Raw genomic sequence first — 21,969 nt, 5'->3', positions numbered from 1 at the left:
CACAGCAGCTTAAAGCGATTAATTACACATTATTAAGCGATCCCGATAACGCCCATAAATAAACATTTAGACATGCTTTAATTGCATACGCTATGCCATAACAGAGCATGCCCATAAGGCCATGTTGCGGCACCGCCAGCCGGCTACCAACCGCAGCGGCCGGCCATAGCAGCACAGAAGATCAACCCCACACCAACATCGAGACACGGGTTCGCTTCTTCCCATGATTGCACCATTACAAAAAGCGTCGTACCTCGGCAATGCCAGCGTCAGCCAGTTTGTGGCCCAGCTGGCCGGCTGGCTGGATGGCGAGGCGTTTGGCGAACACCGGTTCTACATCCGCGACAAGATCCTGCCGGATGGCTACGACCGCGCTTTCCGTGCCGACACCCTGCAGCAAGCCTTCCAGCGCTTTTACTGGAATGGCCGCCACTACGACCAGCATCTGGCGATCCAGCAGTCGCTGCGCGAACGGCTGAGCCTGGCACTGAGCCAGCAGCACGACGCGCTGGTCGACATCATCGACGACACCCTGCTGTGGGCCTCCGGCGGCAAGGTGATCAAGCTGTACACCCTGAACCGCGACTGGGCTCGCAGCCATGCGGCCAACCTTGCCGTCAAGCTGCAGCGCAGCCTCGCCATTTTCGCCAGCGACACACCGGATTGCAGCGCCTTCGACGGCGAACTGCGCATGAACGCCGGTTTCACCAAAGTGTACACCCTGGCCGCGCCGCGATTGCTGGCCTATGACGGTCGCACCGGCGCCGCACTGGGCTATCTGGTGCGCCAGTTCTGCGAAAAGAACCGCCTGCTGCTGGATCCAAACCTGTGCTTCCCGTGGGCACCGGGCGCGTCCACCATGAACCGCAACCCCAGCACCGAGCTGCTGCACTTCAAGCAGCTGGCCAACCGCAGCCGCTTCCACGCCGAATGGAAAATCCGTGCCGGCTGGGTGCTGGGTGCCGCCTGCGACGCCGCCAGCAGCGACTGGTGCAAGGGCGATGCCGGCCTGCGCCGCGTCGAGGCCGCGCTGTTCATGATCGGCTATGACATCCCGCTGGCCAAGAAACCGGCCCGCTCCGGCCGCAGCCTGCTGACCGACTGAGGCGGCCCCGTCTGCACGTCCCCCGCGTTTCTGGCATGATCGGGGCATGGTGACCGCACGGTTGCCATGCCTGCCGACCTCAAGGACCATGCCGCCGTGACTGATCATGTAATGAACTGGGAAGCCCTGCTTTCCACCCGCCGTTTCAAACTGCAGGCCGGCAAGGTGCTGGCGTCGCAGGCACCAGCCACGCTGGAGGCCGCGGCGGGTCTGCGCAGCGACTTTCACATCGACCACGACCGGCTGGTGTTTTCCAGCGCCTTCCGCCGTCTCGGGCGCAAGACCCAGGTGCACCCGCTGGCCAGCCACGACCACACCCACAACCGTCTCACCCACAGCGTGGAAGTCGCCAGCGTTGGCCGCAGTCTCGGCAACCGCGTCGGCGCCATGATGCAGCACGCCGAGCTGCTGCCGGCCGGCTACACCCCGTTCGACATCGGCAGCGTGGTGCAGGTCGCCTGCCTGGCCCACGACATCGGCAACCCGCCGTTCGGCCATACCGGCGAAGACGCGCTGCGCGAATGGTTCCGTGACCCGCAACATGCCCACCTGCTGCACGGCCTTTCTGCGGCGGAACAGGCCGACATTCAGACCTACGAAGGCAATGCCCACGGCCTGCGCATGGTCGCCAGCCTGGAAATGTACGGCAGCGAAGGCGGCATGCGGCTGACCTCTGCCGCGCTTGGCGCGCTGATCAAGTATCCGTGGACCTCGGACGCCCCGCGGGCGCAGGCGCGCGGCAAGTTCAACATCTACCGCACCGAGCTGGCCTACTTCGAGCATGTCGCCGCCGAGCTGGGGCTGATCCGCAAGGGCGCGCACGAGTGGGCACGCCACCCGCTGTCCTACCTGATGGAGGCCGCCGATGACATCTGCTACGCCATCCTCGACCTGGAAGACGCGGTGGAAATCGGCATACTCGACGTGCGCGAGTTCGAGGCGCTGTTCAGCCACTTCGGCGAAACCGAGCGCCTGTGGCACACCGACGATCCGCGCCAGAAGTGCGCGATGCTGCGCGGCATCGCCATCGGCCGCTGCGTCGCCGAGGTCGCCGAGAAATTCATGGTGCACCAGGACACCCTGCTGCGCGGCAGCTTCCCCGGCAAGGACCTGATCGACGTCTGCGCGCCGCAGATCAAGGAAACCCTGCTCGCTGCCAAGCTACTTGCCAGTCAAAAGGTGTACCGCCACCGCACCAAGCTGGTCACCGAGCTGGCATCCTACCCCTGCATCGGCACGGTGCTGGACGTGCTGGTGCCGGCGATCCACACCCGCCTGACCCTGGGCGAAGACGCGCTCAGCGCCCGCCACCAGCTGGCACTGAACCTGTTGCCGACGCCGCTACACGCCGAACAGGGCCTGTACCACGCCTACATGCAGGTGCTGGACTACATCGGCGCCATGACCGACAACTATGCGGCCAACCTTGCCCGCGAAATCTCCGGGGTCGGCATCCTGTAATCCCGCCCGTGCCGGCAGAACACGCTGTTCTGCCAGTCCCGCCCCGCACAAGGGTTTACCCTTGCACACGATGTCCGGGTGCTGCGCCACAATGTTTGCCCCACCCTCGCGAGCTCGTCCATGTTCGAACGCATCCTTACCATCATCCTGCCGGTTCTGGTCATCGTGCTGATCGGCGGCGTGTACGCCCGCCGCGTGCGGCCGGACATGCGCGCCGCCAACAAGCTGAACATGGACGTCTGCGTGCCGCTACTGGTGTTTTCAGCACTGGCGGCCAAGGATTTCGACCTGCTGGCGCACTGGAAGCTGGTTCCGGCCGCGGCGCTGATCGTGCTGCTGTCCGGTGTGCTGAGCTGGCCGGTGGCGCGACTGTGCCGCATCGACCCGCGCACCCTGTTGCCGGCGATGATGTTCAACAACTGCGGCAACATGGGGCTGCCGCTGGCGCTACTGGCCTTCGGTCAACAGGGCTTCCAGGCCTTCGTGGTGCTGTTCATCGTTTCCAACCTGCTGCACTTCACCCTCGGCGCCTTTATTTTCAGCCATCACACCAGCCTGGCCGGGCTGCGCCGCAACCCGATCGTGATCGCCACCCTGCTCGGCCTTGTCTTTGGTCTGAGCGACATCACCCTGCCGGCGTGGCTGATGGCCGGCATCAGGATGCTGGGCGAGATGACCATTCCGCTAATGCTGTTCGCGCTGGGTGTACGCATGGTGGATGTCAGCCTTGCCGGCTGGCGCGTCGGCCTGCTCGGCGCCGTGCTGTGCCCGCTGACTGGGCTGGCCGGTGCCGCGCTGGTGATCCCGCTGCTGCAGCTGGCGCCGGAGCAGACGGCGCTGGTGGTGCTGTTCGGCGCGCTGCCGCCGGCGGTGCTGAATTTCCTGATGGCCGAGCTGTACCAGCAGGAGCCGGAGCGCATGGCGTCCATCGTGCTGATCGGCAACCTTGCCAGCCTGCTGTTTGTACCGTTAGGCTTGGCCTTTGCCTTGCGCTAGAGTGCCACCGACATGACTGTTACCCGCATCTGCCTGGTTCGTCACGGCGAAACCGACTGGAACGCCGAGCGGCGCCTGCAAGGCCAGCTGGATATCCCGCTGAACGACAACGGCCGGCAGCAGGCTGCCCGCCTCGCCGCCGCCCTCAAGCAGGCCGCCCACCCGTTTGCCGCGCTGTACAGCAGCGACCTGCAACGCGCCGCCAGCACCGCGGCACCGATCGCGCAGCAGCTGGGACTGACGGTCTCCTCCCTGCCGGAGCTGCGCGAGCGCCACTTCGGCGCCTTGCAGGGCGTGACCCTGGATCAGGGGCCGAGCCAGCAGCCGCACGCTTGGCACGGCTACAGCCAGCGCGAACCGGCGCACGACCTGGACGGCGGCGAAAGCCTGCTGGCGTTCTCCGCGCGCGTGCACCACGCGCTGGCACGGCTGGCGGCGGAACACCACGGCCAGAGCATCCTGCTGGTCTCCCACGGCGGGGTGCTGGACATGGCCTACCGCCTGGCCAGCGGCCAACCGCTGACGGCGCAGCGTGCGGTGCCGATCCCCAATGCCGCGCTCAACTGGCTGGGCGTCGACGCCGCGCAATGGTCTATCATCGAATGGGCCGACCAGCGCCATCTGGCACAAACCCTGGATGAGCTGTAAGAAAACCGCCGCCGGCACGACTATCCGCTAGTCCCCAAGGAGCGCCCAAGGTTGGCCGCAAAGGAGATTCATCATGCCCGACAAGCTTTTCAAGACCCCGGCCGAATGGCGCGCCATCCTCACGCCGGAACAATACTATGTCACCCGCGAGGCCGGCACCGAGCGCCCGTTCAGCGGGGATTACTATCTGCACAGCCAGGTCGGTAATTACCACTGCGTGTGCTGCGACGCGCTGCTGTTCGAATCCACCACCAAGTTCGACGCCGGCTGCGGCTGGCCCAGCTTCTGGGAAGAAGCCGTCAAGGGCAGCATCCGCCGCATCCGCGACACCAGCCACGGCATGATCCGCACCGAGGTGCGCTGCAACCGCTGCGACGCCCACCTCGGCCATGTCTTCGATGACGGTCCGCCCCCCAGCGGCGAGCGCTTCTGCATCAATTCCGTGGCGCTGTACTTCATCGCCAACGAGCAGGCCGAACTGTAGCAATAAAGGAATAGCGCCAGCTCGAAGCGGAGATGGTGAAATGCCGCAACTGGCGCACGCTTCATTGCTCCGCATCGAGTTCCAGCTGACCAATCAAGACCATGCCCCGTTTGGCCCGACGCCAGTTTGAAAAGGCGTCGCGGCAGGCACGTCACGACCTTTCCCATGCCCCTGAAACCCCGTGCGACGATGACTGTGACCGCGCAGGCTCAGGTTTTTGGCGCACATCGTGAAGGCCTACGGGCAGCGATTCAGCGGAGACAACGGCGTTACACGCCAGAGGAAAGCGCCTTTGCACGCTGAATCCGATTCGGGCGACAAGACCAGCCTGGCTCAGACTGCGCCGCGATCGCGCCTCAGACTTCCCAGTATTCCTTTTCCCTGCCCGGCACGCCCGGATTGAGCCGCTCGCGCAGACTGCGCAGCTTTTCCGGCTCGCCACGCACGCGGAACCAGCTGCCGTCTTCCTCGGCACGCTCTTCCAGCACCTGGCAGTGGCTGTAGATGTCACCGCGCAGCTGTTGCGCCGACCACGGCAGCAGCAGCTCGTCTTCCACCAGATCCTGCTGGAAGAAGGAGACGATGGCCGCGTGCAGGCTGGCCACTTCCTCCGGACGACGCGCACTCATCACCACGCAGCCTGGATAGCGCTGTTGCAGTTCGGCAGTCCAGGCAGACTGCGCGGCTTCATCACCGACATGGTCGATCTTGTTGAATACGCGGATGCGCGGCACTTCGTCGGCGCCGATTTCCTGCAGCACTTCGTCGGTCACTTCCAGCTGGCGCAGGAAGCCGGGATCGCTGGCATCAATCACATGCAGCAACAGCGCCGCATCCAGCGCTTCTTCCAGCGTCGACTTGAAAGAAGCCACCAGCCCGTGAGGCAGGTTCTTGATGAAGCCAACCGTATCGCTGACCAGCACGCGCGGCACGCTTTCCGGGTAGAGGGCACGCACCGTGGTGTCCAGCGTGGCGAACAGCTTGTTGGCCACCAGCACCTCGCTGCCGGTCAGCGCCCGCATCAGCGTGGACTTGCCGGCATTGGTATAGCCCACCAGCGATACTCCGCCCAGCCCCAGGCCCTGACGTTCCAGACGGCGTGCGCGCTGAGTCTTGCGCTCCAGTTCCATGGCGATGATTTCGCGTTGCAACTCGGCGATGCGGTCACGTACCTTGCGACGGTCCAGCTCGGTATGCGACTCACCGGCACCACGGCCACCCACGCCGCTACGCTGCCGGCCTTGCGGGCCGGCGAGTTTGGCCGCTTCGCGCAGGCGCGGGGCCATATAACCGAGGCGGGCGATTTCCACCTGCGCGCGCGCCGCGCGTGAGCGGGCATTGCGATGGAAAATCTCCAGAATGACCATGGTGCGGTCCATCACCGCGCAGCCCACGGCCAGTTCCAGATTGCGCGCCTGCGACGGGGAGATTTCGTGGTCCACCAGCAACACGTCGAACTCGACAGCATCGGCGTCCAGCGCTGGCGATCCGGCTTCCAGTTCGTCGTTGCGGACACCGCGATTGACGAACATGCTGACTTCTTCCAGCTTGCCCACACCCAGATAGGCGGTGCGGTCGAAGCTGCTGCGCTTTTGCACAAAGGTCTGCACCACCTGGAAACCCAGCGTCTTGGCCAATTCGCTCAGTTCGGCGAGCGACGCCTCGAACTCGACATCACTGACATCCGGCAACTGGACCGATGCCACCAGGGCGTAGCGGGGCTTCTCTTTGACTTCTGTTTGCATGTGCAGATGGCTTCAACTTGATGGCTAACCGAGCATAGTACTCACAAATGGCACCGTCCGTTGCCCGAATGCGTGACAGGCAATCGCTAGCCATTCAATCTGCGCGCGTGGAGAGAGGCCCACTTGGCGCGCGCAAGCTTCGCAGTCCGACAGACGCCACGTTGAATAGCACTTCGCCAATGGCAATTTGGCGACGCAGATGAAAATCTGCCGCAGATGAAGAAACGATGCAGTCGTGCCCCGACATGCTTTATCTGCCCACCGCCTTGCAGCCAGGCTGGCCGTGTCAGCCGTGTCACTGGCCAGTGCTTCGGCACCCGTGCGGCATCGCGTAATGTAAAGGCTCACCAGAAAGGCCGGCAGGGTCTGTCCGCCAACGCTCATCGCTGCCGCCAGCTTATTGGCCGGCCACGGTCGGGGCGCTACTTGCCGCGATACTCGATGCGCGCGGTCATTTCCTCGATCGCCAGCGCCAGTGCCCTGGCCGCACCCGCCGCATCACCGGCGACATCGGCGTAGTCGGTCCACTCGCCATAGCGCAGCTGCCAGCCGCCCGCCCCGGCGCCCTCGATCCGCAGGATGTACTCCGGCACGGAGAACTGCTCGCCGGCCGCGGTGGTCAGCGGGCGGTACTGCACCGCGTCGCCCCAGCCGTTCATGACCGGCGCTCCGCCGGAACGGGCGCCAATGGCAGCCCGAAGAGATTGAAATGGTTCATCCGCCGATTCTAGCAAGCCGCCGCCGTGCCGGCTGCCGCGCTGGCGTGATGTCTGTTATGCCACGATGCGACCAGCGTTAGCTGACCACCGGTAACTCGTCCCAACAGGTGGTCCAGCGCGGCGAGCGTTGCTCCTGCCGCATCCGCCAGTTCGCGCTGAGCGCTTCCGACGCCAGTCGCAGCGTGCCGCTGCCATAGTGGCGGTTTACCTGATCCAGCGTTTGCAGCAAGGCGACGCGCCGCGGATCGGTACTGATCGCAAACAGGTCCGGCTGCCGCGCCTGGGCGGCGCCGATCCCCAGCAGCACCACGCCGGCCTTCTTGTAGCCGTGGCCGGGCTGGTAGATCGCCTCCAGCCCGGCCAGTGCCGCCTTGACCAGCACAAAGGTGTCGGCGGCGGGGCCAGGCAGCGGCACCACCGTCCAGCCGCGCGGCGGCGGTGCGTCGCCAAACGGGTTGCCACGGACACTGACACCGACCAGCTGCGTCACGCTGTGCTGCTGGCGCAGTTTCTCGCCGACGCGGGTGGCGTGATGGGTGATCGCCGCCGCCAGCGTGGGCTGGTCGCTCACCGTGCGCGCAAACGAGCGCGACGAGATCAGCTGCTGCCGTGGTGCGGCGATGTCGTCCAGCTCAAGACAGGACACGCCGTTCAGCTCGGCCACGGTACGCTCCAGCACGATGCCGAAATGGCGCTGGATCAACTGCGGCGCGGCACGCTGCAAATCCAGCGCACTGTGGATGCCAAGGCGGGCGAGCTTGTCCGCGCTACGCCGGCCCACGCCCCAGACCCGGTTTGCGGCCAACCTTGCCAGCAGTTTTTCCTGCCAGTCGCGCGCAAGCCAGTCCCAGGCGAACACGCCGTTGCAGCGCGGATGGGTCTTGGCCACGCTGTTGGCCAGCTTGGCCAGCGTCTTGCTGCTGCCGATGCCGACACAGGTGGGAATGCCTACGCGCTGCAACACATCAGCGCGTAGGCGAGCCGCGTGGTCGCGCAGCTCGGGGATGCCGTCGAGGGTGATGAAGCTTTCATCGATAGAGTAGATTTCCTGCTCGATGCCCCAGCGCGCCACGACCTGCATCATCCGTTGCGACATGTCGCCATACAGCGCGTAATTGCTGGAAAACACCGCCACGCCGTGGCGGCGGCACTGTGCCGCGATCTGGTAGTACGGCAGGAAGGCGTCGATGCCGAGTGCCTTGGCCTCGGCCGAGCGCGCGACGACACAGCCATCGTTATTGCTGAGCACGATGATGGGCTTGCCGGCCAGATCGGGTCGGAACACCCGCTCGCACGAGGTGTAGAAACTGTTGCCGTCGACCAGTGCAAAGGTGCTCATGTGAAGCGCTTGACGCAGGCGGTGACCACGCCCCAGATGCACAGTTCCTGCTCGCCGCCCAGCTCCAGCGGCGCATAGGCGACATTCTCCGCCAGTAGCGCCACGCGACCGTCGCGGCGGTGCAGGCGCTTGACGGTGAACGCGCCGTCGAGGGCGGCCAGCACGATATGGCCGTGCAGCGGTGGCAGACCGCGATCGACCACCAGCAGATCACCGTGATGGATGCCGGCATCGGCCATGGAATCACCAGTCACCCGCACCATGAACGAGGACGCCGCGTCACGGATCAGGTAACGATTGAGATCCAGCGAACTGTCCTTGTAGTCGTCGGCCGGCGACGGAAAGCCGGCCGGCACGCTGGCGCCGTACAGCGGCACGCTCTGCGGCAGCGGCGCAGCGACCGGTAGATAAAGCTGCATGCTGGCCTCTCCATAATCGACCTTTTGATTATGTACGATTTCAAAAAAACTGCAAAGCCCGTAGTTGCCGAGCGGCAATCAGTTTCGCCCACCACCCATGGCCGGCGAGTGCGAGCGCCTGCGCAGCCGGCCGACATCGCACCCGCCATCACCGCGCCACACCCCGCCTGCGGCCAACCTTATTCACCTCACCGGCCGCGCAGCTGCGCCATGGCGGAAGCCGCCCGCCCAGCCGCCGCCAGCAGCCGTGACAACGCACCGCGTCAAAGCGCCTATAAATCAACTATCTAGCCCGCAACGGAGACAGGCATGAAGCCGGTTCGGCGCAAACAGTTCGTCAGCTTTGGCAGCAGTCCGTCGTGGCCGCACGCCACGCCGCCGCTCGCCAGCGCGCCACCCTCTGTCGCCCTCACCCGGCCGCAACTGGGGGCGGAGTATCTGGCGTGGGCACACTGGCTGGATGCGTTGCACAAGCGCGCCAGCCAAGGCAACGAGGCCGACGCCTGGGCACTGGCGGAAGGCAAGCTGGCCTTCGTGCTGCGCCGCAGCCTGCTGCTACGCGAAAAGGTCATGCTCGGCGGCAGCCTGTCACGGGCGGTAACCGAGGAAACTGCGGCACTGGTGCAGGAGCTGGAGCAGGTCATCGGCGAGCTGACCGGGCGCGAGATGGCGCCGGTAGACGACTGGCCGCTGCCATACCGCCTCTACCGCCGCCAGGGCGACGCCAGCAAGCCGAATCCCGCCCCCGCCGCCGGCCACGACCGCCGCCAGGGCAGCCGCCAGCGCAAGAACCTGCTGTCGGCACAGGCGCAGCAGGACTGCCAGCAGGCGGTGGGCTGCCTGCGGCTGGCGCTGGAGATCCTGCACCGCCAGCCACCACTGGCCAAATCCGACGCCTGGCAGGCAGCCAACCTCGGGCTGGCGCGGGTGATCGTGCTCGGCCACCTCAGCAGTCAGCCTGGGCACAAACTGGCGGGCAGCTAGCACTGACTGCAATGACAGCCCCCGGCAAACCCGCGCCAAGGCTTGCGCTGCCAGCAAACTCTCCTTGTCATTGCCAGGCTTTATCTGTAGAATGTCTTTCCTCAATGGCGGGTCTCCCCGCATTGTGCGATGGTCAACCTGGTCAGGTCCGGAAGGAAGCAGCCACAGCCGTTTAGCGCAAGTGCCGGGGGTCGGGCTCGCCACCCCAATTTACCCCGTTGCCGATAGTTCACTATCGGCAACGGGCGTTTCGCATAAATTACACTGTCCTTTTTCTCGCAATCCTGCTATCATACCGATGCAAGTCAAATAAGGCTGGGCAAAGACTCGGCCATATGTTTTATTTTTTGCAAAAGTCACGCGGACACTACCCCGTCCATGATTAACAGAACTCATATGCGAGGAACGCCATGAAATTGTTTGATAAAATCCCCAATCCGCGCGAAATCCGCCGCAAGCTTGGCTTGAACCAACAGGAATTCTGGAGCCGCATCGGCGTTACCCAGTCCGGTGGTTCGCGCTATGAAAGCGGTCGAAACATGCCAAAGCCGGTACGTGAATTGCTCCGTCTGGTGCATGTCGAGCAGATCGACCTGGCGAAAGTCCGTCGTGAAGACTTCGAGATCGTTGAATATCTCAAGGAAACCCACCCGGACCTGTACAAGAGCCTGCGTAAAGCGGTTCGCGCCCGCCTTGATACCCAAGGCGAAGCAGAAGGCACCGTTGCCGAAGCCTGAACAAGCGGCTGAAGCAACCATCAAAAAACGCCCCGAGTCTCCGGGGCGTTTTTCGTTGCCTGAAACAGGACAAGGTCGGCACTACAGGCGAAAAACGTTATCAATCGCCGCTATTGCGCACCAGCAGCACCGGCACATCGGCAATCTTCAGCACCCCTTCGGCCACACTTCCCAGCAGCAGGTGCATCAGCCCGCCAATGCCGTGGGTCCCCATCACCAGCAGATCCGCCCCCCATTTGCTGGCGTCGTCCATGATGACACTGGCGATGCGATCGCCCCAGCTTTCGATGATGGCCGTCTCCGGCACCACACCCAGCGCCTCGGCGCGCGTTCGTGCCTGCGACAACACCTGCTCACCCGCCTCGCGAATCGAACCCTGCAATTCTGCAGCATCCAGAAACTCGGCACCACCCCAGCCAAACTGCGCCAAATCCACCACGTGCACCATCTTCACCGCGGCACCAACTTCTTTGGCCAGCTTGCACGCTTCAGCCAAGGCCAATGCCGATGTTTCGCTATCATCAACCGGCACAAAAATACGCTGATACATGGTGACCTCCCGTCTCGACACACGATTGAATTGCTGTATTCATACTAGATTACCGGCGCCGAGGAAAGTATTGATAAAGATTAACAGCGGGCGCAGTATGACAAAAACCCTCGCAACAGGTTAACGCATGGCACGCCTCACCTTGCCGGAGATCGACAACCCGGTGTTCGACTGTCGGCTCGACATCCGCATCAGCGATATCAACTACGGCGGCCATCTGGGCAACGATGCCGCACTGCGCTTCGCCCACGAGGTCCGGCTGCGTTTCCTGCAAAGTCTTGACTGCACCGAGATGGATGTTTACGGCGCCGGCATCATCATGAGCGACGCCGCGGTGATCTACCGCAACGAAGCCTTTCATGGCGACACGTTGGCATTCAGCCTCGGCATCACCGACTTTAGCCGCTGCGGCTGCGATTTCATTTACCAAGCCCGACGCTTGAGCGACAATGCCGCAATACTGCATATCAAGACCGGCATTGTCTTCTTTGACTACCAGCAGCGGAAAGCAACCGCTGTACCAGCCACCTTTGCCGCGCAATTCAGACTGAAACAAGAAGGAGTCGCGACATGAAGAACTACCCCACGAACAGTCCGGAAGCGCTTGCCCGCATCCTTGCCATGTTCATGATTACCGATGGCGAAATGGAAGCGCGCGAGATCGAATCCATGGAAAGCCTGAACGTCTATGAAATCATCGGCCTATCGCGCAAGCGCTTCATCGAGGTGCTGGCAAAGTACTGCGATGACGTCTCCGACGAAGCCGAAAACGATGGCACCATCCACCTACTGTCGCCGCAGCGCGTCAACGAGGTGTTGGACGTGATCACCGATCGCAGCAAGCGCCTACTGTGCTGCGCCATCGCGCTGGACATCTGCAAGGCCGACAGCGCGATCAGCGACCCGGAAATGCTGCTGCTGCGCCACATGATGCAGCACTGGCAGCTGTCGCTGGAAGACCTGGAAAACGAATTCATCCGCCAGTAACATCCTGGCGCGCCCTGTAGCTGAACCATAATCAGCGCAGGCACTGCTGCACCGCAACGGCCACCCTGAGTGGCCGCTTTCGTTCGGCAACCACCATCCAACACGAGCCCATCAAATGAAGCAGAAATTCACCGGCAGCGAGCAGTACATTGCCACCCCCGACCTGATGACCGCGGTCAACGCTGCCATTACCCTGGAACGCCCGCTGCTGATCAAGGGCGAACCCGGCACCGGCAAGACCATGCTCGCCGAGCAACTGGCCAAAGCGCTGGGCAAGCAGCTGATCGTGTGGCCGGTCAAATCCACCACCAAGGCGCAGCACGGCCTGTACGAGTACGATGCCGTCTCGCGCCTGCGCGACTCGCAGCTCGGCAACGAGCGCGTGCACCACATCAGCAACTACATCGTCAAAGGCAAGCTGTGGCAGGCGTTCGAAGCCAGCGAGGCACCGGTGCTGCTGATCGACGAAATCGACAAGGCCGACATCGAATTCCCCAACGATCTGCTGCGCGAACTGGACCAGATGGAGTTCTTCGTGCACGAGACGCAGGAGCAGATCAAGGCTCACCAGCGTCCCATCATCGTCATCACCTCCAACAACGAGAAAGAGCTGCCCGACGCCTTCCTGCGCCGCTGCTTCTTCCACTACATCCGTTTTCCGGACCAGGACACCCTGCAGCGCATCGTCAACGCCCACTTCCCGACCCTGCGTGACAGCCTGCTGCGCAATGCGCTGGAAAGCTTCCTCGCCATCCGCGAGCTGCCCGGCATCAAGAAGAAACCGTCGACCTCGGAACTGCTGGACTGGCTGCGCCTGCTGCAGGCCGACGGCACGCCGGACAGCGCGATCCACAACGGCGGCGTGCCACCGTTTGCCGGCGCCCTGCTGAAAAACGAGCAGGACATGTCGCTACTGGAACGCATCCTCAACGCCACCCGCGCGCGCCGCAACTGACCATGAACGCCGCCTGGACCACAACGCTGCAGCAGTTCGACCAGCAACTGCAGTTGGCCGCAAGGAGCGAGCACACGCGCGAGGCCTACGCGCGCGATATCACCTATCTCGCCAGGCTGACCCGGCTGGAGCAGCCGGAACAGGTCAACACCCTCGCCGTACAGCGGGCACTGGCGCAGTTGCGCCATCAGGGGCTGTCGCCGCGCTCGCTGGCGCGCATCCTGTCCAGCTGGCGCAACCTGTTCCACTGGATGATCCGGCAGGAACATATTGCGGCCAACCCTTGCGCCGGCCTGCGCCCGCCGCGGGCACCGCAACGTCTGCCCAAGGCACTCAGCGTCGACGCCACCATGCAGCTACTGGACCAGCCCAGCGAGGGACGGTTGCAATGGCGCGATCACGCCATGTTCGAGTTGATGTACTCCTCCGGCCTGCGCCTGAGCGAAACCACCTCGCTCAATGTCGCCGACCTCGACTTGTCACAACAGCTGGTCAAGGTCAGCGGCAAGGGCAAGCGCGAACGGCTGCTGCCGGTTGGCCGCAGCGCCGCCGACGCCCTGCGCCGCTGGCTGGAAGTACGCGGCAGTACCCAGGATGACGCGCTGTTCGTGTCGGAACAGGGGACGCGGCTGTCGTCGCGGCAGCTGGCGCGGCGGCTGGAAAAATGGCGGCTGCAAAGCGACTGCGAGCAGCACGTGCACCCGCACATGCTGCGCCACTCGTTTGCCAGCCACATCCTGCAGTCGTCCGGCGACCTGCGCGCGGTGCAGGAAATGCTGGGCCACGCCAACCTGGCCACCACCCAGATCTACACCAGCCTCGACTTCCAGCATCTGGCCAAGGTCTACGACGGCGCCCACCCGCGTGCCAAGAAGACACCGGACAACTCGTAACGTCCCTGCTCAGTACTGCGCGCCAAGACTGAAATAGCCGGTCCACTGCCCACCCTTGGCATTGCCGACGCCGACCGACCACGGCCCCAGCACGGTGTCGGCACCCAGGAACAGCGTCATGCCCGGCAACCAACTGCTATTGCGCTGATCCCACACCGTGCGCCACGCCTTGCCGGCCTCGAACGACACCCCGGCATACAGCCCGGAGCCGAGCGCCGACGGCAGGCCGGCGGCACGCCAGTACAGCATGCTGCGCAGCAAGGCGGTGCGACTGGCCAGCAGCTCGCCCGGCTGGTAGCCGGACAGGTTGTTGAAACCGCCCAGTGCGTAGACCATGCCGTCGCCGCGGCCGAAGGAGCCGTCAAACCGCGCGGTGGTGCGCAGCGTGACATCGCGTGGCAACAGCTGCGCCGCGTCGAGGCGGATGCCGATACTGTGATAGCGCTCATCGAGCGCCATGGTGTACGGCGCCGACAGCGAGAACTGGGCCGCCATGCCCTGTCGCGGCCAACGTGGATTGTCCAGCTGGTCGTAGTTGAACAGCATCCGCACCCCGCGCGCACTCTCCCGCTCGCGCGCATCGTCGTAGACCGCCGCCCCGGTCTTCAGCCGCAGCGAAGTATGGTTCTGGTAGACCCCCAGCCGCAGCTCGCCGAACCGGCGGAAATCCCAGCCCAGATCGGCATTAGCCTGCGTGGTGCCGAAGATGAAATCCGCCTCGCGCCGATGACCCGGCGAGTACAGCGAATACAGCCGGTCCTCGTAGCGCGCCGACAGGCTGGCGAACAGCTGGCTGTCGGTCGCCAGCGGCTGGTACCACTCGCTGCGCAGCATCGGCTCCTCACCCAGCCGCAATTCGTTGAGCCACATGCCGCCGGCCGCATTCAGCCAGCTGCGCTTGTGCTCGCCCAGCAGGGCAAAACTGGCACGGCCATTGGTGGCGCTGCTCAGGCTCAGGCCGGCACGCAGGTAATTGGGGCCAACAAAGCGCTCTTCCGCCGTCACCCGCGCCACATTCTGCCCCTGCTCGAACGCGGCGCGGTAGGACAGCCGCTCCAGGTCGCCATCGGCAAACACCTCGGTCAGGCGACGGTGGAAGGTTTCCAGCGGCAGCGCGGTGGCGGCGGCCGACAGCCGCTGCTGCAGTGTCTGCGGGTCGACAAAGTCGAAATTGCCGGCCACCTCGACACGGTCGATGCGCGCCGACTGCGGCGCCCGCTGCGTCGCCTGCCAGGCGGCATAGCGCTCCGGCGGCAGCGCGAACGGTGCCAGTTGCGCGGCGATACCCTGCGCCGCACGCCGGCCGGCTTCGACGATGTCGGCATTGCGCGCAAAATCGGCGGGAGAAAAGCCGTCCAGGGTTGGCCGCAACAGCAAGTCCTGCGGCCGCATCTTCGCCAGCTGCTCCTTGCTGTTGCGCGCCACCATCAGGTAGCTGGTCTGGTCCAGCACATTGATGAAGCTGCGCAGTTGCTCCGCCTTCAGCGGCGGGGTACCGACATCGATCACCAGCAACACGTCGGCACAGCCGCCGAGCAGTTCTTCCACCGGCAGCTGCCGCGCCAGGCCGCCGTCCACCAGCAGCCGGCCGTCATGCTCCACCACATCGAACAGCCCCGGCACCGCCATGCTGGCGCGCATCGCCAGGCTCAGGTCGCCACGGTCAAACACCACCGCATCGCCGCTTTCCAGATCGGTGGCCACCGCGCGAAACGGGATCGACAAGCGGTCGAAGCTGGGCTCGTCGCGGGCGCGGGTCAGCTCGCGAATGAACAGGTCGATAGCCTGCGAATTGATCGCGCCGCGCGGAATGCGCAGCTCGCCGTCGCGCACGCCAAAGGACAGATCAAAGTAGTTGACCAGATCGCCCTGCTTTCGCAGGTAGGGCACGTCCTGCCGCGCCGGCTTGCCCGACAGCAGCACATCCCAGTCGGCACGGCGAAACAGCCCGGCCATCTCGTCCAGCGCACGGCCGCTGGCGTAGGCGCCGCCGATCAGGGCGCCGGCACTGGTGCCCGCGATGCAGGCCACCGGCACCCGCAAGCGCTCCAGCTCCTGCAACACGCCCAAGTGGGCAAAACCGCGCGCGCCGCCACCACCAAGCACCACCCCCAGCCGCGGCGGAGTGGCGCTGGCGTGCGCCAGCAGCGGCAACAGCAGCAAGACGGCGGCCAGGCGCCAAAATCCGGAAAAAAGCATAGGCAGCAATGACACTTTCGGTTATTGGTCCGAGATACGCTAATATAGCGGGATAATCACGTTACCCTGGCCTTCAACCTCGCCGAGTCCGTCTCCACGTAATGATCGACAACATCAAAACCATTCTGGGGTCCCTGGTCGGTAAGCACAAACCCAGCGACAGCACCGTCTCCGCCACCCTGCTGGTGAAAAACCTGCCGGGTGACGAGTATTACACGACGCTGATCGAGGTCATCAAGGCGGTCAGCAAGATCAACAAGGATGCCACGGTCACCCTGAAGGACCGCATCAGCACCCTGCTCTACGTCGACAGCCAGTCCGTGGGCATGCACAGCAAGCTGTGCAGTGAATTCCTGCGCGGTTCGCCGCGTTCAAAATCGTTCCTGCCCAGCATCCTGTCCTACTGGACCGAATTGTCCAACGGCTACCAGCTGTGCCTGCGCCAGATGCACAGCGCCAAGAATTTTGTCGTCGACAGCAATATCGAGCTGGCCACCGCCCGCGCGCTGCACCACCAGCTGAGTCTGGTGAAATGGAGCGCGCTGCGCTACATCTCGGCCGAGGGCAACACCTGGCAGCAAGCCTATCACCTGTACCAGTTTGCCGAGCAGGAACAGTTCCACACCAAGCGCATTGCGCTGTACGACCGGCTGAACAGCAGCATTTCCCCGGAAGAGCTGCTGATCCAGGCGGCGATGCTGCACCTGGCGCAGACCGACAACCTGCTGCCACAGGAAATCGAGGCCATCCACCTGCTGCTGGAGCGACTGGTGGAAGGCGTGCAGCTAGAACTGCAGGCCACGCAAAGCGAATTCCAGTACGTGATCAACCTCGACATGCCCGCCGCGCCGCAACTGCTGCGCCGCGGCGTGCTGGGCAAGGGTTGCCGCTACTGGTCCGGCGACCACGTCGTCAACCGGCTTGCCGACCTGATCCTCGATTTTGACCAGGGCATCCCGGAAGCCTTTGCCCGCGCGCTGCCGGAAATGAGTCTGGAGCTGTGGCGCGACATGCTGCAGAAGCTGTCGACGCGCTGGTCACAGGACGGCGGCAAGTCGATGCGCCGTCACGAACGACTGTCGTCGACCGGCCAGGCGCGGGTGGAAGTCGGTTTTGAGCGCATCGCCCACCACCTGAAAGTCAACCGCACCCTGCCGCTGGGCGACGACAACCTGGTGCCGGAATGGCGGGTCAACGACACCAGCGAAGTCGGCATGGGGCTGATCTACATTGGCCGCGCGGTGGAAAGCCTGATCATCGGCCGCAGCATCTGGGTATCGCAAAAAGACCGCCCCAACCAGCTGGGCATCATCCGCCGCGTGCAGCGCCTGCCGGAAGGCGGCACCCGCATCGGCGTCGAGCTGCTCGGCAGCCTGCCACTGCCGGTGATCCTCAGCGAAAACGAGCGGGAAGCCATTTCCAACCACAACGGCCTGTACATCACGCAGACCAATGCCCAGAAAGGCAAGCGCGTCTTCATCGTGCCCAAGTCCTTTGCCAAACCGGGCAAGCTGCTCAATTTCCTCGCCAACGGCAAGTCCTACCAGATCCGCATCAGCAGCGTGATCAGCCAGTTCGAGGACTGTCACCAGGTTGAATTCGAGACTCTAGAACGGCTCAGCGATTAAACAGGGCTGCACCCGGCAACAAAAAAGGCGGTCACCCCTGGTGACCGCCTTTTTCATGCCCGCCTGACGGCAAACCCGTTCACGCCGCCCGCCCCAGCACCGCGTCCAGCCAGCGCGTCGGCAGCAGCCGCTTCAGCCACCAGAACAGGTGCGTCGGAAAGGTGACCCGGTAGCGCGCCGCCGGCCGCGCGGCCAGCAAGGCCCGCTCCACCTTGGCCAGCACCGCCGTTGCCGGCAAGGTGAACGGCGCGGCGTGGCCCTCCTTCTTCAGCCGCAACAGCTGCTTTTCGTACGAGACACGGTGCGCGCTGTGCGCGATGTCGATATTGGCCAGAAACTTGGCCAGAGCATTGGGGCGAAAGCGGCTCTCGATCGGACCCGGCTCGATCAGGCTGACATGGATGCCGCTACCGGCCAGCTCCAGCCGCAGGGTGTCGCACAGCCCTTCCATCGCGTATTTGCTGGCGTTATAGGCACCGCGATACTTCATCGCGGCAAAACCCAGCACCGAGCTGTTGAACAGCACGCGACCATGCCCCTGGCGCCGCATCACCGGCAATACCGCATTCAGCAGCTCCCAGGCGCCAAACAGGTTGGTCTCGAACTGCGCCCGCATCGCGTGGCGCGGCACATCCTCGGCGGCGCCGGGCTGGCCGTAACCGGCGTTGTTGAACAGTGCGTCCAGCGTGCCACCGGTGCGGCGCAGCACCTCGGCCACCGCGGCATGGATGCTGGCGCTGTCGTCCACGTCCAGCGGCAACGCTTCCAGCCCAAGCTGCTGCAGGCGGCTGACGTCTTCCGCCTTGCGTGCGCTGGCAAACACGCGCCAGCCCTTTGCGGCCAAGCCTTGCGCCACCACCAGACCAATGCCGGACGAACAGCCGGTAATCAAGATGCTTTTGGCCGCCACGCTGCCACCCTTTCGTCAATCGTTGAGGCCGCCACGATAAACAGCCGCCCGCCGGGGGTCAAACGCAAAAGGGCGATTGCCGCCGCGGCTGCACGCGACCGCCACGGCGGCGGCGCGGGCAAACACAGGCGCCACTTTGTGCGGACGCAGAAAACACCTACAATGGCGACCGGTAAACCGAACAATGCATGAGGAATAAGGTAATGGCCAAATCCGCCAAGGCGCCGGCAAGCTTCGAAAGCTCGCTGGCACAACTGGAAGACATCATCCAGGCAATGGAAAGCGGCGACATGCCGCTGGATGCGGCACTCGCCTCCTACAAGCAGGGCATCGAACTGATGAAGTTCTGCCAGGCCAAGCTGGCCGATGCCGAACAACAACTACGGGTGCTGGAAAACGGCGAACTCAAGCCACTGGACATCAGCCATGAGCAATGAAAACTTTGTCGGCTGGATGACCGCCACCCAGCAATACGTCGAAAACGCACTGGAAGCGGCACTGCCGGACGAACAGCGCGCTCCGCAGCAGCTGCACCAGGCGATGCGTTACAGCACACTGCAGGGCGGCAAGCGCGTGCGCCCGCTGCTGGCGTTTGCCGCCGGCGAGCTGGTTGCCGCCGATGCGGCCAACCTTGCCCGCGTCGCCTGTGCCGTGGAAATGATCCACGCCTACTCGCTGGTACACGACGACATGCCGTGCATGGACGACGATGTGTTGCGCCGCGGCAAGCCGACCTGTCACGTCGCCTACGACGAGGCCACCGCGCTGCTGGTCGGCGACGCCTTGCAGACGCTGGCCTTTGAACTGCTCAGCCGGCCGATGTCCGATGTCGCCCCGCAGCAGCAACTGGCCATGGTGAGCACCCTCGCCACCGCCTCCGGCCACGCCGGCATGGCCGGCGGCCAGGCCATCGACCTCGCCAGCGTTGGCCGCAGCCTGAACCAGACCGAGCTGGAGTTCATGCACTGCATGAAAACCGGCGCCCTGATCCGCGCCGCGGTGCTGCTGGGCGCCATGTGCGGCCAACCTTTGAGCGCCGAGCAGACCGACAGCCTCGACCATTTCGCCAAGCGCATGGGGCTGGCATTCCAGGTGGTCGACGACGTGCTGGATGTCGAAGCCGACACCGCCACCCTCGGCAAGACCGCCGGCAAGGACGAGGCCAACGACAAGCCGACCTACGTCAGCCTGATGGGCCTGCAGGAAGCCAAGCAGTTTGCCCGCGAACTCTACAACGACGCGCTGGCCGCACTGGCACCGTTTGGTGACAAGGCGGCGCGTCTGAAACAGCTGGCCGATTACATCGTCGCCCGCTCGTTCTGAACGACAACACAACACAACAACAATATGACCACACTGCTCGACACCATCCACAGCCCGGCGGACCTGCGCCAGCTGAAACGCAGCGACCTGCCGCAGCTTGCGCGCGAGCTGCGCGAATTCATCGTCGAATCGGTGAGCAAGACAGGCGGCCACTTCGCCTCCAACCTCGGCAGCGTGGAGCTGACCGTCGCCCTGCACTACGTGTTCAACACCCCGGACGACCGTCTGGTGTGGGACGTCGGCCACCAGACCTATCCACACAAGATCCTCACCGGCCGCCGCGAGCGCATGGGCAGCATGCGCCAGCAAGGCGGCCTTGCCGGTTTTCCCAAGCGTGACGAATCCGAGTACGACACCTTCGGCGTCGGCCACTCCTCGACCTCGATCGGCGCCGCGCTGGGCATGGCGGTCGCGGCACAGCTGCAGGGTATCGAACGCCACTGCGTCGCCATCATCGGCGACGGTTCGATGACCGCCGGTCAGGCGTTCGAGGCACTGAACAACGCCGGCGCGATGGACACCAACCTGCTGGTGATCCTCAACGACAACGACATGTCGATTTCGCCCAATGTCGGCGCGCTCAACAACTACCTGGCCAAGATCATGTCCGGCCGCTTTTATGCCGCCGTGCGCCAGGGCTCCAACAAGGTTCTGGGCGGCATCGCCCCGCCGCTGCGCGACATCGCCAGCAAGGTGGAAGAACACGTGAAGGGCTTTTTCACCCCCGGCACGCTGTTCGAGGAGTTCGGTTTCAACTACATCGGTCCGATCGACGGCCACGATGTCGACGTGCTGACCGACACCCTCAACAACATCAAGAGCCTGAAAGGCCCGCAGTTCCTGCACATCGTCACCAAGAAGGGCCAGGGCTACAAGCTGGCCGAGAACGACCCGGTGAAATACCACGGCGTGACCAAGTTCGACCCGGCCAACGGCCTGGTCGGCAGCAAGAGCGGCGGCAAGCCGCAGTACACCCAGGTGTTCGGCGACTGGATCTGCGACATGGCCAAGCTCGATTCGCGCCTGGTCGGCATCACCCCGGCGATGCGCGAAGGCTCCGGCCTGGTGCGGTTCGAGCAGGAATATCCGCAACGCTATTTCGACGTTGCCATTGCCGAGCAGCACGCGGTGACCTTTGCCGCCGGCCTCGCCTGTGACGGTCTGAAGCCGGTGGTGGCGATCTACTCTACCTTCCTGCAGCGCGCCTACGACCAGCTGATCCACGACGTGGCGCTGCAAAACCTGCCGGTGGTGTTCGCCATCGACCGCGCCGGTCTGGTCGGCGCCGACGGCCCGACCCACGCCGGCTCCTTCGACCTGTCCTTCCTGCGCTGCATCCCCAACATGACGGTGATGGCGCCCTCGGACGAGAACGAGTGCCGCCAGATGCTGTACACCGCGTTCACGCTGGACGGCCCGAGCGCGGTGCGCTACCCGCGCGGCACCGGCCCCGGCGCCGCCATCGTGCACGAAATGTCGGCGCTGCCGCTGGGCAAGGGCCACATCCGCCGCCAGGGTCAGGGCAAGGTGGCGATCCTCGCCTTCGGCAGCATGGTGACGCCGGCGCTGCAGGCGGCCGAGGCGTTCGACGCCACCGTCGCCGACATGCGCTTCGTCAAGCCGCTGGACGCGGAGCTGGTGAAACAGCTGGCCGCCAGCCACGAGCTGATCGTCACCGTTGAGGAAAACGCGATCATGGGCGGTGCCGGCAGTGCCTGTGGCGAAGTGCTGGCTGCGGCCAACGTGCAGGTGCCGCTGCTGCATCTGGGCCTGCCCGACGACTACGTCGAGCACGGCGACCCCGCCATGCTGCTGGCCGGCTGCGGCCTCGACGCCGCCGGCATCGAAGCCAGCATCGCCGCCCATCTGGGGCGCTAACCCGCATCG

The 21,969-nt window shown here is 64.4% G+C and carries 22 protein-coding genes and 1 other RNA gene; 16 read left to right on the top strand and 7 right to left on the bottom strand.

What is annotated here, in order from left to right:
• The first annotated feature begins 223 nt into the window (after nt 1-223).
• The 5 genes from NOM55_RS11905 (at nt 224) to msrB (ending at nt 4,694) form a co-directional block, all read left to right on the top strand.
• Nucleotides 224-1,105: a hypothetical protein gene (locus NOM55_RS11905; protein WP_120809758.1), complete on the top strand. Its 882-nt coding sequence runs from the start codon at nt 224-226 to the stop codon at nt 1,103-1,105.
• A 111-nt stretch (nt 1,106-1,216) separates the two neighbouring features.
• A complete protein-coding gene (locus NOM55_RS11900; RefSeq protein WP_255908809.1) occupies nt 1,217-2,566 on the top strand; it encodes a deoxyguanosinetriphosphate triphosphohydrolase in 1,350 nt (449 codons plus the stop codon).
• 120 nt (nt 2,567-2,686) lie between these two features.
• A complete protein-coding gene (locus tag NOM55_RS11895; protein ID WP_255908734.1) occupies nt 2,687-3,562 on the top strand; it encodes an AEC family transporter in 876 nt (291 codons plus the stop codon).
• Between the two features lie 12 nt (nt 3,563-3,574).
• Nucleotides 3,575-4,210 (top strand): histidine phosphatase family protein, encoded by a 636-nt coding sequence (locus NOM55_RS11890; protein ID WP_255908733.1) that lies wholly within the window; start codon nt 3,575-3,577, stop codon nt 4,208-4,210.
• Between the two features lie 73 nt (nt 4,211-4,283).
• Nucleotides 4,284-4,694 (top strand): peptide-methionine (R)-S-oxide reductase MsrB, encoded by a 411-nt coding sequence (gene msrB, locus NOM55_RS11885; protein ID WP_255908732.1) that lies wholly within the window; start codon nt 4,284-4,286, stop codon nt 4,692-4,694.
• A 356-nt stretch (nt 4,695-5,050) separates the two neighbouring features.
• Here the strand turns inward: msrB and hflX are convergent, their stop codons facing one another.
• The 4 genes from hflX to NOM55_RS11865 form a co-directional block, all read right to left on the bottom strand.
• Nucleotides 5,051-6,439 (bottom strand): GTPase HflX, encoded by a 1,389-nt coding sequence (gene hflX, locus NOM55_RS11880; protein ID WP_255908731.1) that lies wholly within the window; start codon nt 6,437-6,439, stop codon nt 5,051-5,053.
• A 422-nt stretch (nt 6,440-6,861) separates the two neighbouring features.
• Entirely contained in the window at nt 6,862-7,098 is a 237-nt protein-coding gene (locus NOM55_RS11875) for a hypothetical protein (protein ID WP_255908730.1), read from the bottom strand.
• A 136-nt stretch (nt 7,099-7,234) separates the two neighbouring features.
• A complete protein-coding gene (locus tag NOM55_RS11870; RefSeq protein ID WP_255908729.1) occupies nt 7,235-8,497 on the bottom strand; it encodes a Y-family DNA polymerase in 1,263 nt (420 codons plus the stop codon).
• Nucleotides 8,494-8,916, bottom strand: coding sequence for a LexA family transcriptional regulator (locus tag NOM55_RS11865; RefSeq protein WP_255908728.1), 423 nt, complete (start codon nt 8,914-8,916; stop codon nt 8,494-8,496). The genes NOM55_RS11870 and NOM55_RS11865 overlap by 4 nt, the downstream gene beginning before the upstream one ends.
• 309 nt (nt 8,917-9,225) lie before the next feature.
• On the opposite strand from NOM55_RS11865, the gene NOM55_RS11860 reads away from it, so the two are divergent.
• The 3 genes from NOM55_RS11860 to NOM55_RS11850 all read left to right on the top strand — a co-directional run bounded on the left by NOM55_RS11860 (nt 9,226) and on the right by NOM55_RS11850 (nt 10,637).
• Entirely contained in the window at nt 9,226-9,900 is a 675-nt protein-coding gene (locus NOM55_RS11860) for a hypothetical protein (protein ID WP_255908727.1), read from the top strand.
• A gap of 106 nt (nt 9,901-10,006) precedes the next feature.
• An RNA gene (gene ffs / locus NOM55_RS11855) (signal recognition particle sRNA small type) lies at nt 10,007-10,105 on the top strand.
• A 205-nt stretch (nt 10,106-10,310) separates the two neighbouring features.
• Nucleotides 10,311-10,637: a DNA-binding transcriptional regulator gene (locus NOM55_RS11850; protein WP_047968489.1), complete on the top strand. Its 327-nt coding sequence runs from the start codon at nt 10,311-10,313 to the stop codon at nt 10,635-10,637.
• Nucleotides 10,638-10,737: 100 nt separating this feature from the next.
• On the opposite strand, the gene NOM55_RS11845 is transcribed toward NOM55_RS11850, so the two are convergent.
• Complete coding sequence (locus NOM55_RS11845; RefSeq protein WP_255908726.1) at nt 10,738-11,187, bottom strand: universal stress protein; 450 nt, start codon at nt 11,185-11,187, stop codon at nt 10,738-10,740.
• A 127-nt stretch (nt 11,188-11,314) separates the two neighbouring features.
• Here NOM55_RS11845 and NOM55_RS11840 point away from each other — a divergent pair, with 127 nt between their 5' ends.
• The 4 genes from NOM55_RS11840 (at nt 11,315) to NOM55_RS11825 (ending at nt 14,022) form a co-directional block, all read left to right on the top strand.
• On the top strand, nt 11,315-11,761 hold the full coding sequence (locus tag NOM55_RS11840; RefSeq protein ID WP_255908725.1) for a thioesterase family protein: 447 nt from the start codon (nt 11,315-11,317) through the stop codon (nt 11,759-11,761).
• Nucleotides 11,758-12,174: a hypothetical protein gene (locus NOM55_RS11835; RefSeq protein WP_047968407.1), complete on the top strand. Its 417-nt coding sequence runs from the start codon at nt 11,758-11,760 to the stop codon at nt 12,172-12,174. The genes NOM55_RS11840 and NOM55_RS11835 overlap by 4 nt, the downstream gene beginning before the upstream one ends.
• A gap of 115 nt (nt 12,175-12,289) precedes the next feature.
• Entirely contained in the window at nt 12,290-13,129 is an 840-nt protein-coding gene (locus NOM55_RS11830; protein WP_255908724.1) for a MoxR family ATPase, read from the top strand.
• A 2-nt stretch (nt 13,130-13,131) separates the two neighbouring features.
• Nucleotides 13,132-14,022 carry a tyrosine-type recombinase/integrase gene (locus NOM55_RS11825; protein WP_255908723.1) on the top strand — a complete coding sequence of 297 codons (891 nt, stop codon included), beginning with the start codon at nt 13,132-13,134 and terminating at the stop codon, nt 14,020-14,022.
• A 9-nt stretch (nt 14,023-14,031) separates the two neighbouring features.
• Here NOM55_RS11825 and NOM55_RS11820 read toward each other — a convergent pair whose 3' ends face one another.
• A complete protein-coding gene (locus tag NOM55_RS11820; protein ID WP_255908722.1) occupies nt 14,032-16,185 on the bottom strand; it encodes a patatin-like phospholipase family protein in 2,154 nt (717 codons plus the stop codon).
• Nucleotides 16,186-16,322: 137 nt separating this feature from the next.
• On the opposite strand from NOM55_RS11820, the gene NOM55_RS11815 reads away from it, so the two are divergent.
• Nucleotides 16,323-17,849, top strand: a complete 1,527-nt coding sequence (locus tag NOM55_RS11815) for a hypothetical protein (protein ID WP_047968403.1) — start codon at nt 16,323-16,325, stop codon at nt 17,847-17,849.
• 79 nt (nt 17,850-17,928) lie between these two features.
• Here the strand turns inward: NOM55_RS11815 and NOM55_RS11810 are convergent, their stop codons facing one another.
• Nucleotides 17,929-18,759, bottom strand: a complete 831-nt coding sequence (locus NOM55_RS11810) for an SDR family oxidoreductase (RefSeq protein WP_255908721.1) — start codon at nt 18,757-18,759, stop codon at nt 17,929-17,931.
• A gap of 203 nt (nt 18,760-18,962) precedes the next feature.
• Between NOM55_RS11810 and NOM55_RS11805 the strand changes: the two genes are divergently transcribed.
• The 3 genes from NOM55_RS11805 to dxs are packed head-to-tail and all read left to right on the top strand — an operon-like array spanning nt 18,963 to nt 21,960.
• A complete protein-coding gene (locus NOM55_RS11805) occupies nt 18,963-19,196 on the top strand; it encodes an exodeoxyribonuclease VII small subunit (RefSeq protein WP_047968401.1) in 234 nt (77 codons plus the stop codon).
• Nucleotides 19,186-20,082, top strand: coding sequence for a polyprenyl synthetase family protein (locus NOM55_RS11800; RefSeq protein WP_255908720.1), 897 nt, complete (start codon nt 19,186-19,188; stop codon nt 20,080-20,082). Before NOM55_RS11805 ends, NOM55_RS11800 begins: the two co-directional genes overlap by 11 nt.
• A 24-nt stretch (nt 20,083-20,106) precedes the next feature.
• Nucleotides 20,107-21,960 (top strand): 1-deoxy-D-xylulose-5-phosphate synthase, encoded by a 1,854-nt coding sequence (gene dxs, locus NOM55_RS11795; protein ID WP_255908719.1) that lies wholly within the window; start codon nt 20,107-20,109, stop codon nt 21,958-21,960.
• Nucleotides 21,961-21,969: the final 9 nt, after the last annotated feature.

Source organism: Vogesella sp. AC12, assembly GCF_024437575.1.
Classification (GTDB): Bacteria; Pseudomonadota; Gammaproteobacteria; order Burkholderiales; family Chromobacteriaceae; genus Vogesella; species Vogesella indigofera.
The sequence above is the reverse complement of the archived record's forward strand: the minus strand, read 5'-3'. Positions and strand labels throughout refer to the sequence as shown.

Coding starts and splice junctions, on each gene's coding strand:
- NOM55_RS11905 (WP_120809758.1), top strand. CDS start 224: ATGATTGCACCATTACAAAAAGCGTCGTACCTCGGCAATGCCAGCGTC.
- NOM55_RS11900 (WP_255908809.1), top strand. CDS start 1,217: ATGAACTGGGAAGCCCTGCTTTCCACCCGCCGTTTCAAACTGCAGGCC.
- NOM55_RS11895 (WP_255908734.1), top strand. CDS start 2,687: ATGTTCGAACGCATCCTTACCATCATCCTGCCGGTTCTGGTCATCGTG.
- NOM55_RS11890 (WP_255908733.1), top strand. CDS start 3,575: ATGACTGTTACCCGCATCTGCCTGGTTCGTCACGGCGAAACCGACTGG.
- msrB (WP_255908732.1), top strand. CDS start 4,284: ATGCCCGACAAGCTTTTCAAGACCCCGGCCGAATGGCGCGCCATCCTC.
- hflX (WP_255908731.1), bottom strand. CDS start 6,439: ATGCAAACAGAAGTCAAAGAGAAGCCCCGCTACGCCCTGGTGGCATCG.
- NOM55_RS11875 (WP_255908730.1), bottom strand. CDS start 7,098: ATGAACGGCTGGGGCGACGCGGTGCAGTACCGCCCGCTGACCACCGCG.
- NOM55_RS11870 (WP_255908729.1), bottom strand. CDS start 8,497: ATGAGCACCTTTGCACTGGTCGACGGCAACAGTTTCTACACCTCGTGC.
- NOM55_RS11865 (WP_255908728.1), bottom strand. CDS start 8,916: ATGCAGCTTTATCTACCGGTCGCTGCGCCGCTGCCGCAGAGCGTGCCG.
- NOM55_RS11860 (WP_255908727.1), top strand. CDS start 9,226: ATGAAGCCGGTTCGGCGCAAACAGTTCGTCAGCTTTGGCAGCAGTCCG.
- NOM55_RS11850 (WP_047968489.1), top strand. CDS start 10,311: ATGAAATTGTTTGATAAAATCCCCAATCCGCGCGAAATCCGCCGCAAG.
- NOM55_RS11845 (WP_255908726.1), bottom strand. CDS start 11,187: ATGTATCAGCGTATTTTTGTGCCGGTTGATGATAGCGAAACATCGGCA.
- NOM55_RS11840 (WP_255908725.1), top strand. CDS start 11,315: ATGGCACGCCTCACCTTGCCGGAGATCGACAACCCGGTGTTCGACTGT.
- NOM55_RS11835 (WP_047968407.1), top strand. CDS start 11,758: ATGAAGAACTACCCCACGAACAGTCCGGAAGCGCTTGCCCGCATCCTT.
- NOM55_RS11830 (WP_255908724.1), top strand. CDS start 12,290: ATGAAGCAGAAATTCACCGGCAGCGAGCAGTACATTGCCACCCCCGAC.
- NOM55_RS11825 (WP_255908723.1), top strand. CDS start 13,132: ATGAACGCCGCCTGGACCACAACGCTGCAGCAGTTCGACCAGCAACTG.
- NOM55_RS11815 (WP_047968403.1), top strand. CDS start 16,323: ATGATCGACAACATCAAAACCATTCTGGGGTCCCTGGTCGGTAAGCAC.
- NOM55_RS11805 (WP_047968401.1), top strand. CDS start 18,963: ATGGCCAAATCCGCCAAGGCGCCGGCAAGCTTCGAAAGCTCGCTGGCA.
- NOM55_RS11800 (WP_255908720.1), top strand. CDS start 19,186: ATGAGCAATGAAAACTTTGTCGGCTGGATGACCGCCACCCAGCAATAC.
- dxs (WP_255908719.1), top strand. CDS start 20,107: ATGACCACACTGCTCGACACCATCCACAGCCCGGCGGACCTGCGCCAG.